The organism is Gracilibacillus kekensis, assembly GCF_900143085.1.
Classification (GTDB): domain Bacteria; phylum Bacillota; class Bacilli; order Bacillales; family Amphibacillaceae; genus Gracilibacillus; species Gracilibacillus kekensis.
This window is the reverse complement of sequence record NZ_FRCZ01000001.1, coordinates 1,140,991-1,159,300: the sequence shown is the minus strand read 5'-3', so window position 1 is coordinate 1,159,300 and position 18,310 is coordinate 1,140,991. Positions and strand designations below refer to the sequence as shown.

The 18,310-nt window shown below is 36.2% G+C and carries 16 protein-coding genes; 13 read left to right on the top strand and 3 right to left on the bottom strand.

The genetic code is table 11. The annotated features are described in order from the left end of the window. Positions 1–17: 17 nt before the first annotated feature. The gene (locus BUC25_RS05255) at positions 18–1,751 is read right to left on the bottom strand and encodes a sensor histidine kinase (protein ID WP_073200291.1); all 1,734 of its coding nucleotides are present in this window, start codon (positions 1,749–1,751) and stop codon (positions 18–20) included. Next, positions 1,738–2,454: a response regulator transcription factor gene (locus BUC25_RS05250; RefSeq protein ID WP_073200290.1), complete on the bottom strand. Its 717-nt coding sequence runs from the start codon at positions 2,452–2,454 to the stop codon at positions 1,738–1,740. The genes BUC25_RS05255 and BUC25_RS05250 overlap by 14 nt, the downstream gene beginning before the upstream one ends. Before the next feature lie 151 nt (positions 2,455–2,605). On the opposite strand from BUC25_RS05250, the gene BUC25_RS05245 reads away from it, so the two are divergent. The 9 genes from BUC25_RS05245 (at position 2,606) to BUC25_RS05210 (ending at position 10,422) form a co-directional block, all read left to right on the top strand. After that, complete coding sequence (locus tag BUC25_RS05245) at positions 2,606–3,298, top strand: ABC transporter permease subunit (protein ID WP_073200289.1); 693 nt, start codon at positions 2,606–2,608, stop codon at positions 3,296–3,298. Beyond that, on the top strand, positions 3,299–4,204 hold the full coding sequence (locus BUC25_RS05240; protein WP_073200288.1) for an ABC transporter ATP-binding protein: 906 nt from the start codon (positions 3,299–3,301) through the stop codon (positions 4,202–4,204). Between the two features lie 230 nt (positions 4,205–4,434). After that, a complete protein-coding gene (locus tag BUC25_RS05235) occupies positions 4,435–5,133 on the top strand; it encodes a class I SAM-dependent methyltransferase (protein WP_073200287.1) in 699 nt (232 codons plus the stop codon). Next, positions 5,130–6,299: an ABC transporter substrate-binding protein gene (locus BUC25_RS05230; RefSeq protein WP_073200286.1), complete on the top strand. Its 1,170-nt coding sequence runs from the start codon at positions 5,130–5,132 to the stop codon at positions 6,297–6,299. Before BUC25_RS05235 ends, BUC25_RS05230 begins: the two co-directional genes overlap by 4 nt. 36 nt (positions 6,300–6,335) lie before the next feature. Beyond that, positions 6,336–7,364, top strand: a complete 1,029-nt coding sequence (locus BUC25_RS05225) for a FecCD family ABC transporter permease (RefSeq protein WP_073200284.1) — start codon at positions 6,336–6,338, stop codon at positions 7,362–7,364. Next, complete coding sequence (locus BUC25_RS05220; protein WP_073200283.1) at positions 7,364–8,125, top strand: ABC transporter ATP-binding protein; 762 nt, start codon at positions 7,364–7,366, stop codon at positions 8,123–8,125. Before BUC25_RS05225 ends, BUC25_RS05220 begins: the two co-directional genes overlap by 1 nt. A 144-nt stretch (positions 8,126–8,269) precedes the next feature. After that, positions 8,270–8,425 (top strand): hypothetical protein, encoded by a 156-nt coding sequence (locus tag BUC25_RS19280; RefSeq protein ID WP_170862639.1) that lies wholly within the window; start codon positions 8,270–8,272, stop codon positions 8,423–8,425. Positions 8,426–8,482: 57 nt separating this feature from the next. Then, positions 8,483–9,532 carry an NAD(P)H-dependent flavin oxidoreductase gene (locus BUC25_RS05215; RefSeq protein ID WP_073200282.1) on the top strand — a complete coding sequence of 350 codons (1,050 nt, stop codon included), beginning with the start codon at positions 8,483–8,485 and terminating at the stop codon, positions 9,530–9,532. A gap of 53 nt (positions 9,533–9,585) precedes the next feature. Next, positions 9,586–10,422, top strand: coding sequence for an SDR family NAD(P)-dependent oxidoreductase (locus tag BUC25_RS05210; protein ID WP_073200281.1), 837 nt, complete (start codon positions 9,586–9,588; stop codon positions 10,420–10,422). Positions 10,423–10,757: 335 nt separating this feature from the next. On the opposite strand, the gene BUC25_RS05205 is transcribed toward BUC25_RS05210, so the two are convergent. After that, the gene (locus tag BUC25_RS05205) at positions 10,758–11,402 is read right to left on the bottom strand and encodes an FMN-dependent NADH-azoreductase (protein WP_073200280.1); all 645 of its coding nucleotides are present in this window, start codon (positions 11,400–11,402) and stop codon (positions 10,758–10,760) included. A gap of 512 nt (positions 11,403–11,914) precedes the next feature. Between BUC25_RS05205 and BUC25_RS05200 the strand changes: the two genes are divergently transcribed. The 4 genes from BUC25_RS05200 to BUC25_RS05175 all read left to right on the top strand — a co-directional run bounded on the left by BUC25_RS05200 (position 11,915) and on the right by BUC25_RS05175 (position 18,185). Then, positions 11,915–13,984 (top strand): Ig domain protein group 2 domain protein, encoded by a 2,070-nt coding sequence (locus tag BUC25_RS05200; RefSeq protein WP_244535143.1) that lies wholly within the window; start codon positions 11,915–11,917, stop codon positions 13,982–13,984. A 329-nt stretch (positions 13,985–14,313) separates the two neighbouring features. Beyond that, positions 14,314–15,069 (top strand): hypothetical protein, encoded by a 756-nt coding sequence (locus BUC25_RS05195; RefSeq protein ID WP_073200278.1) that lies wholly within the window; start codon positions 14,314–14,316, stop codon positions 15,067–15,069. A gap of 23 nt (positions 15,070–15,092) precedes the next feature. Continuing rightward, on the top strand, positions 15,093–15,725 hold the full coding sequence (locus BUC25_RS05190) for a hypothetical protein (RefSeq protein WP_073200277.1): 633 nt from the start codon (positions 15,093–15,095) through the stop codon (positions 15,723–15,725). A gap of 1,437 nt (positions 15,726–17,162) precedes the next feature. Then, positions 17,163–18,185 carry a LacI family DNA-binding transcriptional regulator gene (locus BUC25_RS05175; RefSeq protein WP_073200271.1) on the top strand — a complete coding sequence of 341 codons (1,023 nt, stop codon included), beginning with the start codon at positions 17,163–17,165 and terminating at the stop codon, positions 18,183–18,185. Positions 18,186–18,310: the final 125 nt, after the last annotated feature.

The window sequence follows — 18,310 nt, the reverse complement described above, 5'->3', positions numbered from 1 at the left end:
TTAGCTCTCATCTAAAGTCATAATTTATCTTTTGACTCTTTTCTATCAACAGGCAATAACATCCGAATAGTCGTTCCTTCCCCAGGCTCACTCTGCACGCTGATCGATCCATTGTGTAGGTCTATCAATTGTTTGGAAATTGCTAATCCTAGACCTGTGCCGCTATCTAAATCCGTTGTATTGGTGCCTCGATAGTAACGTGTGAATAGGTGCTGTAAGGTATCTTTATCCATTCCTACTCCATTATCTGTAACTTTTATGACAATTAAATGTTGTTCGATCAGTTCGGTCGAGACCGTAATAATTGTGTTCGGCGGATTATATTTCAAAGCATTTGCGATCAAATTATCCATAACCCGTTGAAACCATTTCGGATCAAACGATGTAATAAGTTCGGTTTCTGTAGGTTGAAAACGAAGCTCTTTGTCATTATAAATGGAATTATTGAAAAAATGTAGAAAACTTCTGCGAATACATTCATTGATATCGGCAAGCTCTTTTACCATAGATAATTCCTGGTTTTTCAACTGATAGGTTAGGTTCAAGTCATGAATTAGATCCTTCAAGTATGTTGATTTTTCGCCAATAATAGTGGCGAAACTTCTAATTTCTTCTTCACTCCAAGAATAAGTATCCGATTCCATCATATTTGCATACCCTTGGATGGAAGCGAGGGGTGTTTTTAAATCATGTGAAATGCCACTGATCCATTCCTCTCTTGACTGAGAAGTACGCTTACGCTCGAATTCACTTTCTTTCAAGATCGTTGTCAATTGTTTCAAAGTAAATATTAAATCCTGATAGAGATGATAATTTCTTTTTAATTTTCCATGCTTATTTAACAAAACAGGTTGTCCTGTTTTTGGGTTTACAGGCTGTTCATAGATACCTTGTCTTAAGTTTCTCAGCCAGTTCATAAAGGTAACTAATGGAGAGCTGAACTTATGGGCATACCAAAGCGTAGCAAATAGTAAAAATAAAATTACAAGTATAGTAATGACAATAACACTATTATTGATCGAGCCCTGAACATTGGTTGCCAAGCTGGAAGGAACAGGTGCTTTTCCTACAATTAATCTAAGCTGGGAAGCTTGATGGAAATAGCTTGTTGTATTCGTTCTATGTTGACTGGAGTTTGTGGCTAGCAAATCTTCCGTATCATAAGCAGAAGGAGCCTCTTTTCCAAAGCTATCTAGTACGGTTCCTGAGCGATCAACAAGGATCGTCCAACCTTCATAATTATTTAAGTCTTCTTTCTCGGATAATGAAAGCTCTAACTTCTGATTCTCCCAATTTACATTTTTCTGTATAGCTTCCAGACTGTTTGCTTGCCAGTCATGTGTGCCAAATACGACATAATAAGTAGAATCAGTGAGCTCCTGTAACTTCCAATATGTAGTAATATCGAACTGCTCCTGAGACAAAAAAGTCTGTAAATCGCCTGCTTCTAGATTTTCAGGAGCTTGAAAGCTATTAATAATTTTCCCGTTTTCCGTTAAAACAGCAAGCCACCCGTCCTGTTCCTCTACTAATACTTTTAAATCGTGCTCATAGCTTGCCGTTTCCCCTTTTATTTCTACTCTAGATTCAATATATGAGTCACTAGCCTTTGTTAAATCATCGAACGTTTCCGTTTGTTCAAAAAAATATCCAATTAACGCAAAAATGGTTCCTGTTAATACAAAGAAAAAGAAAAAGAGTACAAGTAGTTGAACGAGGAATTGCATGACAAACCTTTTATGTGTTTTCATGCAAATCACCGTCTGGTACAAATTTATAACCAAGTCCTCTAACCGTCACGATGTAGTTAGGCTTGCTTGGATTTTCCTCTATTTGCTCTCTAAGTTTGCGTATGTGAACCATTACTGTATTGTCTTCTCCTAAGTATTGATCTTTCCATACTTGCTCATATAGCTGACTTTTACTAAATACTTGATTAGGATGTTCGCAAAAAAAGACTAACAGGTTATAGACTTGCGCTTGCAGCATCACCTTTTTTCCGTTAATCGTAACCTCTGCTGTTAAGGTATTCAGGTGTAAGTCGTGATATTTATAATACGTTGTTTGTTGCTGGGGAATTCTTTCATGATTTCGCCGTAAATGTGCTTTCATCCGGGCCACAACTTCTAATGGATTAAATGGTTTGGTAATATAATCATCCGCTCCTACGGCAAATCCAGATAATTTATCCAAATCTGTTGTACGAGCTGTTAAAAAGAAAATAGTTGCATTGGAGGTAGCCCTTATTTTGGGACATGCATCGAACCCATCCTCACCAGGAAGCATGACATCTAATAAAATGATGGCGTACTGCTTGTGTTTACAAAGTTCTACTGCTTCCTCGGCGGTTGTAGCTGTATCAATCTGCGTGAAACCTTCTTTATTTAATATGGTTTGAAGCATTTGTAAGATTGCTTGTTCATCATCAACAATTAATATAGGTGACTGTTGCATAGTGGCACTCCTAAATGTAGTATTCTATATGATTATCATACCATTTCTTGAAAAAATGAGTGGCTAATTAAGGAAAAATTAAGGTAGCATTTCATTGATGTTAAGGAAGTGACTATATAATAGATTTAGAAAAGAAAGAGGAGGAAGTAAAATGCTTGCCATTTGTAAACGAGAATTTATTCAATCATTTAAAGGGATTAAATCGATTATTGTGATCGCGATCTTTTTAATAACAGCCTATTATTCAGCTGATTTTTCCAATTTGTTTCTATCATTAAGTAATGATTTTACAAGCGAGGAAAAGGAAGTTATCCATACCATTGGAATTTCGATTTTGAGTATGTTTTTTGGGATGCTGTTTGTGATGGGACTTTCACACGATACAGTGAACCGGGAAATCCATGAGCGGACGATTCGATTTTTAGTTACACGTACTTCACGTGCATCGATTATTTTTGGGAAATTTCTAGGGATCGCGCTATTTTGGTTTGTTTGCTTACTGACTTCATTTGTGATCATCAGTATATTTGTCCGAGATTTTGATTTTATTATCTTTTTTCAATCTACAAGCTTGGCAGTCTATTATAGTGCATTTACTGTGTTAATGTCTGTGCTGCTGCCAAAACCAAGTCTTACCATGTTTTTAAGTATTGTTATTGGGTTAGCGTTCCCTATTTTTAACGGCTGGGTCACGTTAACTTCTAATGGATGGGTAAGCTGGCTAAAGTATGTCTTACCATTCTATTATACAGAAGATCAAAACTTTGAATTTCTTGTCATTCTATTATTAGCTGGGGTTATGATATATATCGCATTACTTGTATTCAGAAGGAGGGAATGCTAAATGTTGGCTATTGAAACAAAGCAATTATCGAAATCATTTTGGAGAAATACAGTCGTAGATAATATTGATCTGCAAGTTGAAACAGGAGAAATATTAGGTTTTTTGGGTCGGAATGGGGCAGGAAAGTCGACATTTATTAATATGTTAACAGGAATTATTCAACCAAGCTCAGGTTCTTATAATTTGTTAGGAGTAAAAGGGCCGAATGATACTATTAAAAAGGAGCTAGGCGTTATGCCTGATTACTCCTCCTTATACGGATCAATGTCAGCAATAAAGCATCTTCATTATCTAGCGGACGTCTCAGGTAAGCCGGTAACTCGTCAGCGTTGTATCGATGTGTTAAAGCTTGTCGGACTCGAAGCACACGCAAATAAAAAGACAGCAAAATTTTCATTCGGGATGAAAAAGAAGCTCGCAATAGCTCAGGCAGTTATCCATGACCCGCAATTAATTTTCTTAGATGAACCGACCTCAGGGTTAGATGCAGAATCGGTTATTCATATTCATCAATTGATTCGACAGTTACATCAACAGGGAAAAACGATTTTTATGACCTCGCATAATTTAGATGAAGTAGAGAAAGTTTGTTCTCGGATTGCTATTATGAAAGATGGAAACATTAGAAAGATGGGTTCAATGGAAGAACTCCGGGCATATTACCAATCCACCATTACGGTTACGATTAAACACGCACCGATTCGATCTGCAGACTTGGACACGATGCAAAAATGGCTCCAGCAAGCAGGGAATCAATTAGATATGAAAGACTCTCAGTTCACACTCCAAGTAGAAAGTGAGAAAAAAATTGCCGAAATCATACGCGCCCTAGGTACATATAAAATAGATATATACCGAGTCGACGTCGAAGAACCTTCACTGGAGGAGATTTTTTTAGAGGAATAAAGAAACATGGGGACGGTTCTCGTGTTTCAAAACAAGTTTTTGGACGAACAGACTATACAGAAATTAACGATAACGAATAAGAAAACCTCTATCCTTTCTGATCAGATTGGGTAGTGGTTTTCTTCAATTCATTGACATAAGTCTTGCATCCATTCATATATCTAATGTATACTACTTAATAAATCGTAATTATTACGATTTATATTTTGTTTTAGTGAGGAGAAAAATACATGAGCGATATGTTATATGATGTTTGGTGGCAAGATACAAGTAACGGAGAACAATCAATGGAAGAGGACCATTTGAAGGGCTGGCAGCAGACTATCGATGAAATGGAAGAACATTCGTTAGAAGGGAAAGTGATTTTGGATTTTGGTTGCAATCAAGGAGGATTTTTGCGCCATTTATATAACTATTCCCCCTATAAAAAAGCAGTCGGAATCGATTTAGCAAGAGAATCTATCAAGGTTGCCAATCAAAGAAAGGGTGACTTGCCAATTACTTATGAGGCTACTGCTCAAGTAGAATCGTATGGACAAGCTTTCGATCTGGCATTTAGTACCTCAGTTATTTACTTGATGGAGGATTTATATGCACATGCCAGGCAAATAAAAGACGTGATGAAGCCTGGTGGAATCTATTATGCTACGTTTTCGGATCAAAGCAAGAACCCTAGCCTAAATTATATGAAAGCACAAATTGATAGATTTGGGACGACACCAATGCAGTTACATACGCTTGATGATATAGCAAAGGCCTTTATTAGCGAAGGCTTCACAGTGGAAATAAAAAGAGTTAAACCGAAACAATTTATAAATGTAAATCGAAATAGTGAATTTTATCAGAGCGTGTCAGACAGAATGATGTCTGAATATGAGAGCTCTTACTTGCTTCGTTTTATCGCACCAAAAAAAGGAGAAAACAGATGAATAAAATAGTTAGAACACTTGTACCAGTAATTTTAGCAATTATTTTTATTGCAGGATGTTCAGAGGGTAATGTTACAGGTAATGCAGAAGGTGCAGCGGAAGTCATTACGGTAGTGGATGTGCTGGATAGAGAGGTTGAAATAGAAGGAACCGTAGACGAGGTATATTATGGATTTTATTATGAAAATTTGTTAGCTGTGGCTGGACCAGATATTTTTAAAAAAGTGAAGGCCACCTCCTTATATGATACGGAGGGTTATTTCTTATCACTATCGGAAATGTATCGGGAGCATGTCGAAGGTTATGCCGATATGGTCGACATCGGTTCGACCCTGCAGGATAACTTTGATGTCGAAAAACTTTTAGAAGTAGATGTAGATGTGGTCATTCTGGGAGCATACCAGTATGATATGTTAGGAGATTCGATCTCAGTAATTGAGAATGCAGGCATACCAGTGGTTGTGATTGACTATACAACAGGAAGTATGGAGTTGCAGGTGGAATCAACAGAAATACTAGGAAAAGTATTTGGAAAAGAAGACCGGGCAAACGAATTAATAGATAACTATCAGTCTAATTACAGGGAAATAGAAGAACGCTTGGAAGCTAGCTCAGTGAAACCAAAAATATTCGCGGAATTTCATACAACTATTTCTAGTTATAAAGATATTGGTACCTCAGGTGGAGAAGGAAGTTTCCTAGGCAACTATTTAGAAAAATCGGGCGGGGATAACATTATGGTTGGGTTTATGGAGGATAGTAATAAGCCAACGATTGACCCTGAGTATTTATTAGAGGAAGATCCAAGTTATCTGGTGTTTGTCGGTGGAGAATCAAATGGAGCAAGTAAAGAAGGTATCATTCTTGGCCATCAAATTACAGCTGAAGAGTTAGTCGATTCAGCGAAAGGTATATTAAAGAATCGACCAGGTTGGAGTGAATTAGAAGCCGTCAAAAACAATCAGATATATGTGATAGATGATGCGATCGCCCGTACATTAGCTGATTATACGATTGTTCAATATTTAGCTAAAGCTATGTATCCTGAAGAGATGACAGGCATCGATCCCTTGGAGAATCTCAAGCAATATTATGGGGAATTTTTACCAACTTTACCATTAGAAGGAGCTTTCTTCTACCAATTACATGCAGACGAAATACAATAATAATAGAGCTATTAAGGGTAAGTGGGAGTTGGAGAAATGGAAAGTGTAAGTCAATACAGTCAAATTATTCGTAGAAGAAAACAATTCTTATTCATTCTGGCTATTGTTTTTGTCGTCATTTTCATCATAGATATAATGGTGGGTTCTTCTTCATTGACAATGGTTGAAACGGTTAAGATTATATTCGAAGGCCCGAAAGAAAATGAAAGATATAATGCAATCATATGGGGCATTCGTTTGCCAATGGCTCTCACCTGTGTATGTGTCGGGGCATCCCTTGGATTAGCAGGCGTGCAAATGCAAACGATATTAAATAATCCATTGGCGAGCCCCTATACTTTAGGGGTATCATCTGCTGCCGGATTTGGCGCAGCATTTTCTATAGTGTTTGGTTTCCCTTATTTGTCACCGTCATGGATTAATATTCCTGTGTCTGCCATGATCTTCTCTTTACTGGCAAGTGCCATGATAGCACTTGCCAGTAAACGAATGGAAAATAATGATACGAAATCTATGATTCTTTTTGGAGTCATTATGAATTTTTTCTTTGCAGCTCTCCAAACATTGATGCAATATATCAGTAACCAATCCCAAACGACAGAAATTTTACATTGGCTGTTCGGATCTTTGGCAAAAGCAAATTGGTTAGGAGTTCTCATATGTTCCAGTGTCTTCCTCATTATTTTTTTAATATCTCTTCGCTATAATTGGCAGTTGACGGCGCTCTCTGTCGGTGAAGACCGTGCCAAAAGCCTAGGTATCCGAACCAATAAGCTGCGGATCATCGTTTTTATTTTATCAGCCTTATTAATAGCTGCAGCCGTTTCTTATGTAGGGTCGATTGGTTTTATTGGATTAGTTGCACCACATTTTGCTCGCACATATATGGGTGAAGATCAAAGGTATTTAGCTCCGATGTCTGCTTTTTTTGGTGTCATTCTGTTGTTGACGGCATCCATACTGTCCAAGATCGTGATCCCAGGTATAATCATTCCAGTAGGGATTATAACCAATTTGGTAGGTGTAGGATTCTTAGCCTATTTAATGCTAAGGAGGAAGATTTAATGCTTGAGTTAAGAGTAAAAGATGTAATGGTTGAGTTGGATAAACATATCATTATTGATAGCGTGAGCGCTCGTTTTACAGAAGGAACAGTAAATTCCGTTATAGGTGTTAATGGGGCAGGAAAAACGGTGTTCGTGAAGGCGATCGCAAACCTCCTTCCCCATCAAGGAAGCATCTCAATCATAGATAGAGGGAGAGAATTAGACAGGAAGAAAATCGCTTATGTACCGCAAATGACAGCAATCAACTCAGAACTCACCGTTTTTGAAATGATTCTTCTTGGAAAAGTATTGCATTTAACCTGGAGAGTAGAAAAGGAGTTATTGAGGGAAGTAGAGTTATTACTAAATAGAATGAAGTTATCACAATTAAGTAATAAACGATTCTCGACGTTATCTGGTGGGCAAAAACAGATGGTTATTATGGCGCAATCGATCATAGCTAAACCTAAAGTATTACTTTTAGACGAGCCCACGTCTGCTTTAGATTTGAAGCATCAGATTGAATTGTTGGATATGTCCAAAGAGTACGCAGAAGAAAATCAAGCGATATGCTTGGTTATCATGCATGATTTGTCATTAGTGTCCAGATATTCGGATACAGTCGTTGTCCTACATAAAGGCACGCTTTTTAAACATGATTTACCCAAACATGTTATGGAACAGAATCTGCTAGAGCAAGTGTATGGAGTAGAGGTAGAAGTAACAGAAACCAAGAAAGGATTTAAAGCAATAACACCACTGAATGTTTCTATAAGATAAAAAGAAATGAAAGCTTATAAAAAAATAGCTTCAACCATAGAAAGTTGTTGATACATCTCAAATTCAATTTTCGCCCTAATTTGGAAAGGTGAGAACAAATCTATATAATGGTAGTTAATTCAGAATCAGTTAAGGAGAGATAATTTGACTAATAAACCTCTTTTTGTAGTTGGTGTAATGATACTTATTGCAGTTTTACAGTTTGGGTTAAATGTAAGGTCGGGTTATATATTCGTTTTAGCAATTATTGGTGGATTATCGATTGGAGCAAGTTTTAACAAAAGGCTTATCTCTTTTTGAAAGAATTAGGTTAAAGCGTACTGATTAAAAATAAATTGTACAATAGAGGTGTAAGTAATGATAAATAATACAGTTACGAAAGTATTACAGATCCGACATCCAATTATCCAGGCCCCTATGGCAGGGGGAGTAACAACATCTGAGTTGGTAGCTGAGGTTTCGAACTGTGGAGGCCTTGGAATGATCGGAGCAGGCTATATGACACCAGGTCAAATGGAAGAGCAAATTAGAGAAATAAAAAAATTAACGCAGAACTTTTTTGGTGTGAATCTGTTTGTTCCTACCGAATTTAAAGTAAATGATAATGAAATTAAAACAGCTAATCAACTACTAAATCCTATTCGCGCAAAATTGAATGTACAGGATGATAACAAGGAAATTCCGGCATCTAAAAAAATGGTTGAGACCTTCCATCAACAGGTGAAGGTCATTCTTGAGGAAAAGGTTCCTGTTTGTTCCTTTACATTTGGAATCCCATCAAGTGAAGTAATAAATGAATTGAAACAAAATGGAACTGTAGTTATAGGTACAGCAACAACGGTTAATGAAGCAGTTGAAATCGAAAAATGCGGGATGGATATGGTAGTGGTTCAAGGAAGCGAAGCAGGTGGACATCGTGGGAATTTTTTAGAAGGTCATCAAGAAAGTCAAATTGGTTTATTTTCACTTGTACCACAAGTTGTAGACAATGTAGGAATACCTGTGATTGCTGCTGGAGGAATTATGGATGGAAGAGGGTTACAGGCTGCGATTTGCTTAGGTGCAAAGGCGGTCCAAATGGGAACAGCCTTTTTAACTTGTATGGAGAGTGGCGCTAGTGAACTACATAAAGATGAAATTCTCCATACACCTGAGGATCAGACAGTATTTACACGCTCCTTTTCAGGAAAATGGGCAAGAGGAATAAAGAATCGTTTTATTTCAGAGCTGGAAAATAGAGAAGAATCACTACCAAATTTCCCCGTGCAAAACAAACTCACAAAAGAAATTAGAAAAGCTGCTACCCAACAAAATAATCGCGAATACATGTCAATCTGGTCAGGACAAAGCCCAAGATTAGCCAAAAAACAAACAGTTAAATCGCTTATCGAAAGCATCGTGAAGTGAAACACGGGGACGGTTCTCGTGTTTCATCCGAATAGTTGAAGGAGGATTTATTCATGCAGACAATCGTAATTACTGGAGCAAGTGATGGTATTGGTGCGGCATCTGCTCGTCAGTTAAAAGCTAAAGGTTACAATGTCGTAATTATAGGTCGTTCCAGGGAGAAAACCGAAAAGCTTGCAAAAGAACTTCAAGCTCCATCTCATTTAGCTGATTACTCACGATTGGCCGATGTGAAACGACTTGCTTCTGAGTTAAAGCAATATAATCATATTGACGTATTGGTAAACAATGCAGGCGGGGTAATGGGAGGTCGAGAATTAACCGAGGACGGATTCGAAAAAACATTTCAGGTGAATCATCTGGCGCCGTTTCTGTTAACGAAATTACTTATGGAACAATTGATTGAAAGTCAGTCAAAAATCATCCAAACTTCTAGCGCTGCTGCAAATGCGTTCGGAAAGAATTTTGACGTAAAGGATCTTAATAACAAAAAGAATTATGCTCCACTGACAGCTTATGGTTATGGTAAATTGGAGAACATCCTGTTTACTCGTGAACTAGACCGACGCTACCGGGAAAATGGAATCTCAACCGTAGCCTTTCACCCAGGAGTAGTCCGTTCCAACTTTGCGAGTGAGACCAATCATTTCATGCGGTTTTTCTATCACACTCCTCTCAAGTATTTGATCACCATAAGTCCGGAGAAAAGTGCCCGCATGTTAACAGAGCTTGTCGAGGGAAAACCGGGTACCGATTGGCAATCAGGAGAAGTCTACTCAAAAGGCAGGCCAATGTCCGTCGCATTTAAAGATGATGGCACAGTAGCTCGTGAACTATGGGAGCGTAGTGAAGAGTTAGTGAAACACGGGGACGGTTCTACCGTTTCATAAAGCTGAAGACTTTGTATCTTCAGCTTACTTTTTTGTGTTTACAGTTAACAACTGTATTTATTAAATATAGAGCGGTTAGGTTAAGGGTCACATCATTAGAATGATCAAATAGGTTTTTCATGTTTTGAAGGATGTCATTATGAATTAAGGTCTTGTTTTTTCATCTCTTCCATTTTTCAAAACGATCTGTCTTAGATCGCCAGTATTAGTTTTTCGAAAATTCAACTCCATTTGAGTAGCCATAACAATACTTTATGTTCTATACATCTTTTAGGAAATCTGTAATCTTAAACCATGATGAATGAAACACTAGAACCGTCCCTGTGTTTCACAGTTTAAATCGTAACTGCCATTTTTAGTAAACGATTTGCAGAATCCTTCACTTCTTCCATTCCTGCAGTGATGATTTCCTGTGCTTTATCAGGCATTGCATTGTGACCTTCAATAATTACTTCATCGATAATTTCCATACCGAAGATGCCACCAAATACGTTACGCATATAGTTAACCGCCATTTCCATTGGAGCCGCTTCTGGTGCGGAGTAAACTCCACCGCGAGCGTTTAGAAAAATGGCTTTTTTATCTGTCATTAGTTGAATCAGGTTGCCTTGTGAGTCATATTTAAATGCGAATCCTGCAGCATAAACATAATCAATGAATGTTTGTAATTTAGCCGGGATTGTTAAGTTCCATAATGGGAATGCGAATACGACGACATCTGCAGCTGATATTGCATCCATTGCTTTTTGTTTTGCAGCTAATAGACGTGATTCCACGTCAGTTAATTCTTCACCATTTTGAACCTTGCCAAAAGCGTTAAAGGCATCTTGACCGAAGAAAGGCGTGTCTTCTTGATACACATCATAAGTTGTTACGTTTACATCTTTACCTTCTAATTCTGCCATGAATGTTTCATACATTTTACTAGAGATTGCCTCTGTGGAAGGGCGATTATTTGCTTTAACTACTAAAATATTCATATATAAAGAAAGCTCCTTTTATGTCTATTTGGATAAATGCGAACCTTCAGTATAAATTAATAAAACGATCGTTAAAAGTAGGCACTTTAAAGTTATTTAGTTTCTTTAAGGATACTATTAAGGCGGGATATCGAAAAAATTTGGAGTATTATATGAAATGCTAGGTGAAAGATTGCCTCATCCAACATTTTTAATAGATAAGCGAAGTGAAGTTAAGTAGAAGATGTGCTTCTTTAAATAGATACGAAAGAAGTACGAAAATTATTGGAAAAGATATGAGTAAACCAAAAGGCTAAGCACTTAATGCTTATCCTTTACCTAGTATAAACAAAGCAGATTAGTTTGCTTAATTTCTTGTTTAATAATTAACTTGAACTTAACAAAATCCTTGATTGAACATAATATTGTTTTGATAGTTTTAAATGGAAGGTTTTATTAAAGGAGGGTAGGAAAAAGGTAGCTAAAAATTAAAAATGGGAGGAATTACATTGTTGCAAAAGCTTTCCAAATGGATGGTTGTATTCGTTTGTAGTCTGTTTATTTTTGTCCCTGTGCTTAGTGCTGAGAGTCCACTAGATCCTGCGCCAGAAATTAATCCTAGTAGTAGTTCAGATAATAGAATGTCTGTCTTGTTTGATAACACACATGGACAAACTGCTGGTGCAGCAGACTGGGTAATCGATGGTGCTTTTTCTGACTTTGCTGAAGCGATAGCAGATGAAGGATATTATGTCAAAGAATTAAGAAAAGAAGGTAGATTTACGTTAAATGATCTCTCAAGCTATGATGTATTTGTTATCCCAGAAGCAAATATTCCTTTTTCCACTCAAGAGCAACAAGCGATGGTAGATTATGTTAATCAAGGCGGAAGTATTTTTTTCATTGCCGATCATTATAATGCAGATCGAAACAAGAACAGATGGGATTCTTCCGAGACGTTTAACGGCTATCGACGTGGTGCGTGGTCTGATCCAACTCTAGGTATGAGTCAAGAGGAAGAGGATTCTTTCTATATGGAAGATGTTGCTAATTCAGATTGGTTAAGTGATCATTTTGGTATGCGTATCCGCTACAATTCAATAGGTAATGTCCATTCCGATGTTATTGTGTCTCCTTCACAATCGTTTAATATCACGAGCAATGTCAATACAATGACGATGTATGCTGGCTCTACAATAGCTATTACCGACCCCAATAAAGCAAAAGGTATCGTTTATATTGAAGATACAAATGAAGCTTGGGCACATGCTGTTGATCAAGGTGTATATAATGGCGGTGGAATTGCGGAAGGGCCATATGTAGCAATTGGTAAATATAATTTAGGTAAAGTGGCAGTTATCGGTGATTCTTCTCCGGTGGAAGATATTACTCCGAAGTATGCAAGAGAAGAAACTGGTGGCACCAAAACGACCTATGATGGTTTTAATGAATTAGATAATGGTACTTTACTCGTTAATTTGATGAATTGGTTAGCAACACAAGAAAATTATACTTCGTTTGACCAGGTAAGTGGTCTGCAATTAGATCAAACAACTTCATTATTAAGCATGGAAGATCCTGTTTCTTCAACCGAACCAGAGTCGGAGCCGTGGGATATGCCAGATGCAGGATATGACTGGTGGGATCGTTCAACTTTTGCAGCAGGTTCTTACGGTTATGAAGAAAGTACCGACCCAGGTGATCCAAGCGATCCTGCTGATGGTGTAACAGAAGATTTTGAGAGCGGTAGTAAAGGAGCTTATGCAGCGGCTAATGTTACGTTAGCATCTGGTTCATGGCACTTTGACAATGCGTTATTAGGCACGTTATCATCGGACAAGAAGAATGGTATACAATCTACCCGCATTCGTTCAAACGGATCGATAACGATGAATTTTGATGTTGATGGAGCAGAGAGTGTCACGATTGAACATGCCAATTTTGGGAATGATAGTGGTGCGAATTGGAGTTTAGAAAAGTCAACAAATGGAGGAACAACATGGACAAGTGTAGCAGGTCCTTACACAAGCGGTAGTACACTTGCCACTGAAACCATTCAAGTGAATGAGACGGGAACAGTACGATTCCGTATTGTAGTCGACGGAACATCTGGAGAGCGAATTAATATTGATGATTTTACAATAGCTGAACCTACTGATGCTCCATCTTCGCCCTTTGAAGATTTTGAGAGTGGTAGTAAAGGAGCATATGCAGCAGCTAATGTTACGTTAGCATCTGGTTCATGGCACTTTGACAATGCGTTATTAGGCTCATTATCATCAGACAAGAAGAACGGTACACAGTCTACCCGTATTCGTTCAAACGGATCGATAACGATGAATTTTGATGCCGATGGAGCGGAGAGTGTCACGGTAGAACATGCCAATTTTGGAAATGATAGTGGCGCAAATTGGAGCTTAGAGAAATCAACTAATGGAGGAACAACATGGACAAGTGTAGCAGGTCCATATATAAGTGGTAGTACACTTGTCGCTGAAACCATTCAAGTGAATGAGCCAGGAACAGTACGATTCCGTATTGTAGTAGACGGAACATCTGGAGAGAGAATTAATATTGATGATTTTTCTATATTAAATGATTAATTAACGAAGATGCTAGCTATCCACAAGCTAGCATCTTTATTTTGTTATAAGGTTTACGGTACTATATTAATTTGTGTTTTTTATCAAAAAGCCAAACACTTAAATTTACTGGATATTACCTTGGAAATCATCAGTTATGGTGAATTAGCTACTTTCTAATATACAAGTTAAAATATCGTGGGAATGAACCCATGTTTTGAGTTAGATGTGATATACTAAAATTTTGATAATATTCCCTTTTGTTCAGGTCGGCTAATCACTGAACAAAAGGGGAGTAATGCTTATGAATAACGACTATGGCTATACTATAAAAAGGAGGTGAAATTATTATGGGTTTAGTCTCTAGTATATCTAAGGAAGCAAAAGTTAGTGCTCTCTTATTGTTTGTCCCTTTGTTAATAACAGTGATACTTTTGTTTCCTAAGCATGAAGAATATATTGCTACTGGGGACATTGTTCCTGTGGAAGAATTAGGTGTAAGTGGGAGTGTTTATTTTACATACGTAAACTTAGGGGTTACGCAAAATATCTATGAAAAATTAACCATACAATATTCCTATGATGAGATCGAATTTATTCCGTTGGATTCCTATGAACATGAAAACTATATTTATCAACTAGAAGAGATGGAATTTTCTAAGGACGAGGTCGTTAGTAATGCAGTTCATCTTCCAATATTTGAACAATCACAGAATTCTAATGAACTACTATATAACAAGATGAGTAACATATTAGAAAACTCTTCCTCATATGCCGGAGACTCTTTTGGTTTAATGTTAACAATTGGATTATATGAAGAAATGTATAAGAAAGACTTTTCGAAAAATGGGTCTTACATAATTGCCGGAACCGGAACAATCAACCCAGATTACAGTATTGGGGAAGTAGGGGCAATTCGCCACAAGTTATTAACTGCAGAACAAAATAATGTAGATGTCTTTTTTATACCGGATAACAAAGATTCTTATAGTGGCCAAAGTAACTTTGAAGAAGCATTAGAAATTGTAAAAGAAGAAAAATTGTCATTTCAGGTTGTTCCAGTGGCTAAGTTAGACGATGCAATTTCCTATTTAGAAAATTCTTAAGATTAGAAAGGTGGAGAAATCAATTGAAACTTAATTCGAAATCAATTGGTAAAATATTGAGCGTTTTTTTATGGGGAGTTATTATACTAAATGGAGTTGGACTAATTAATACATACCTTTTCGCATTTCATTATAACATTTACCTAAATATTATGACATTTGATCACTTCATCAATATATTTTTAGGTGTTAGTTTCTTAATCTTAGTAATTTTGTACTTAATTTGGCTTTATAAGATTCATATTGATTTAAACCATTTTTCTATCCAGTATCCTATTTCTCCATTAGCGGCTGTACTGAGGGTAATTATTCCAATTTATAATTTGTGGGGAATGTGGAATGTCTATTCAACGATGGCAAAACAACTTGACTTGAGATTTGATACTAACACCTTAGCAAATCAATTAAGATTATTTATCCCTTTCTATTATTTTTTAAACATAATCTCTAGAGGAGTATCAAGTTCCCTGTCCAATTCTACATCAATAGGAGTTTGGTTAGCTTCCTATACAGTTGATCTCGTTCTAGTTATTTTTTATCTATTGATGGTAAAAACTATTACTAAGGCCTTACAAATTATAGCTGGTGAAAGTGTTGGTAAGACTAACGAAATAGAATTGAAACCGAATGAACAGGCGAAAAAGGAGACAGTTTAATTTGGGAATTTTTTGTATTTGAGTGGTGAAAAAACTTAAAGAATAATGAGAGAAACAAAATACGAGTCATTTTCTCAAAACATCTAGGGCCTTTTTTTCCATTTTCTAAGGAAAAAGGGTGTCTATGGAGGTGATTTGCATTCAAAAGCACTTTTCAGGTATAACGCTCCACATTTCTGAAAAGAGCATTGAATTAACATGAGTAAATATGGTGGAAGACGTGCACTTTAAATATGTTTTTCTTCTGTTCTTTAATATCTAAAAACCGTGCGTATTCTAGATTGGACTTTAACTCTTGCCTTTTTGATTACCATGATGCTTTTCAAATCCCTCAGCTTGATATGGAAGTAATTATGAAACTATCTTTAATTTGGGATCTAATGTACGCTAACGAGATTCCCCACGTAGTAGACTTTGATGAAGTTGCTAATTTTGATTTTTAATATCACTAACTAAGTCTCTAATATTTTTATTAGAGGCTTCTTAATGATGCCTTGCTTGAGAACAATCAATTGAAATTAAATCTTTTGGTTAAGGACGGAGAGTCACTAAATTTTGGTTGATACAAGCAAACTCACCATCCTCTTAACGTTAAATAATAGATTAATTGTACGTTATTCATACGCTAATTGGATTTAATAGTGTATAATTCATACGTTATTTACGAGGAGTAATAACATATATAGCGCATGCCCTTTTACAATCTATTCAATTGTTTAATAGCTTTGCTTTGCAATAAATGTCCTTCATGCGTGAGCGACTGGTCTTTCGAAGGGGGTGACCGTCTTAAAGACTATATAACGTAATCTGGAGCACTCTTTCGCTTGTATACAGAAGCATTATTTCCGAAAAAATTTATAAACATCATACTCCATATTATTCAACGCAGTAGTCCACCTTAACCCAGAAACCTCTGCTAGTAGATCACGATAGTATCCCCAATTCAAGATGTGAATATTTCTCAGTCTTTCTTCAGGAATAGTGATTAAATTCTGCGTATTGTATGCAGGCTTATGGACATTAATCAATAATTTTTCTGCTAAATCAATTTCTTTTGACCATTGATTGTCTAAAGAGTGGATTCTCCTGCTATTTTGCCACAATAAATCTGCAAGTTATTAGGATCACTTGTATCCCACCACCATAGTGCTTGTGCTAATCGTTTACCTAAAGTTTGTCTATCAGCTTTCCCAATATATAATAAAATATTGGATCCATATACATTATGAGATCCATAGATTTGATAAAATTACTTTTATTTGATCAATCAACAACTCATTATTATTTCACATTATATATAAAGGAATTACATCCTATATCTATGTAGTGAATAGAACTTATGAATAAATAAAGTATTGACTATAAAAAGAAAAGATATTATAATTCAGTTAATCGATTACGTAAACGATTACAATAAAAGGTGTTGGAAGTGAGTATATGGTAAGCGTTAACTCGAAGAAAAATATAAGAATTAAAGATGTTGCTGAAAGAGCTAATGTTTCAACAGCAACTGTATCACATGTGATTAATGGTACAAGATATGTCTCTCCCAAAGTTACTGAAAAAGTAGAACAAGTTATGCAGGAACTAGATTATCGTCCAAATTCTGCTGCTAGGAGCTTGAGAAGTACGAAAACCAATACGATTGGATTTTTGATTCCTGTAAAAAAAGATGATACTTCTAAATCATTTTTTATGTCAATTGCTGAGGGTATAGAGGCGAATTTAAATAGTAAAGGATATAACTTAATATTAAGTAACTCTAAGGAAGATATGCAAGAGGAAATAAACAGAATGAAAATGTTCAATACCCAATTAGTCGATGGATTAATACTAGCACCGACAAATGATGATTTTGACCACATTCAAGAAGTATTAGACAATCAATTCCCTATCGTAATGATAGATAGGTTACCTATTAATTATGAAGGTGATTATGTATTGGTTGATAATTTCCAAGGAACATACGATGGTGTGACGAAATTAGTGACTTCAGGCTATAAGAAAATTGGTTTTATCAGTTCTGAGTTAGGTATTACTACAACAAATGAAAGATTTGAAGGCTACAAACAAGCACTAAAAGATAATCATATTCCGTTTAACGACAAGTTTATTGAATTAGGACTATCTTCTTTTAGCTCAGGTTATGAACTGACGGAGAAGCTCATAGCTAATCAAATTGATGCCTTATTTATTGCCAATAATATTATGACAATGGGTTCTGTTAAATGTATTCAAGATAACGGTTTGAAAATGCCAAAAGATATTGCTGTGATTGGATATGACAATTATGATTGGACTAAAATAACTACACCTCCATTATCTGTAGTAAACCAACCAGCATTCGAAATCGGGTATAAAGCTGCTGAATGTATTTTGAATCGTATAAATAATAAAAATCAAGAAAAAGCGAACCATATCAAATTGAAAGCTCAGCTTAAAGTGAGAGAATCTATTTAAAAAGGTTTTTTCACTCTATTATTTAATCGATTACGTAATCGATTAAATAAGTGCATATAAAAAGCAAATTGCTTTTTTATATAAATATTATAATAAATTTGTGGGAGGATGAAATTAATTGAATG

What these genes read in the sequence shown, in the direction of transcription:
- BUC25_RS05255 (WP_073200291.1), bottom strand. Translation starts at nt 1,751, where the DNA reads ATGAAAACACATAAAAGGTTTGTCATGCAATTCCTCGTTCAACTACTT.
- BUC25_RS05250 (WP_073200290.1), bottom strand. Translation starts at nt 2,454, where the DNA reads ATGCAACAGTCACCTATATTAATTGTTGATGATGAACAAGCAATCTTA.
- BUC25_RS05245 (WP_073200289.1), top strand. Translation starts at nt 2,606, where the DNA reads ATGCTTGCCATTTGTAAACGAGAATTTATTCAATCATTTAAAGGGATT.
- BUC25_RS05240 (WP_073200288.1), top strand. Translation starts at nt 3,299, where the DNA reads ATGTTGGCTATTGAAACAAAGCAATTATCGAAATCATTTTGGAGAAAT.
- BUC25_RS05235 (WP_073200287.1), top strand. Translation starts at nt 4,435, where the DNA reads ATGAGCGATATGTTATATGATGTTTGGTGGCAAGATACAAGTAACGGA.
- BUC25_RS05230 (WP_073200286.1), top strand. Translation starts at nt 5,130, where the DNA reads ATGAATAAAATAGTTAGAACACTTGTACCAGTAATTTTAGCAATTATT.
- BUC25_RS05225 (WP_073200284.1), top strand. Translation starts at nt 6,336, where the DNA reads ATGGAAAGTGTAAGTCAATACAGTCAAATTATTCGTAGAAGAAAACAA.
- BUC25_RS05220 (WP_073200283.1), top strand. Translation starts at nt 7,364, where the DNA reads ATGCTTGAGTTAAGAGTAAAAGATGTAATGGTTGAGTTGGATAAACAT.
- BUC25_RS05215 (WP_073200282.1), top strand. Translation starts at nt 8,483, where the DNA reads ATGATAAATAATACAGTTACGAAAGTATTACAGATCCGACATCCAATT.
- BUC25_RS05210 (WP_073200281.1), top strand. Translation starts at nt 9,586, where the DNA reads ATGCAGACAATCGTAATTACTGGAGCAAGTGATGGTATTGGTGCGGCA.
- BUC25_RS05205 (WP_073200280.1), bottom strand. Translation starts at nt 11,402, where the DNA reads ATGAATATTTTAGTAGTTAAAGCAAATAATCGCCCTTCCACAGAGGCA.
- BUC25_RS05200 (WP_244535143.1), top strand. Translation starts at nt 11,915, where the DNA reads ATGGTTGTATTCGTTTGTAGTCTGTTTATTTTTGTCCCTGTGCTTAGT.
- BUC25_RS05195 (WP_073200278.1), top strand. Translation starts at nt 14,314, where the DNA reads ATGGGTTTAGTCTCTAGTATATCTAAGGAAGCAAAAGTTAGTGCTCTC.
- BUC25_RS05175 (WP_073200271.1), top strand. Translation starts at nt 17,163, where the DNA reads ATGGTAAGCGTTAACTCGAAGAAAAATATAAGAATTAAAGATGTTGCT.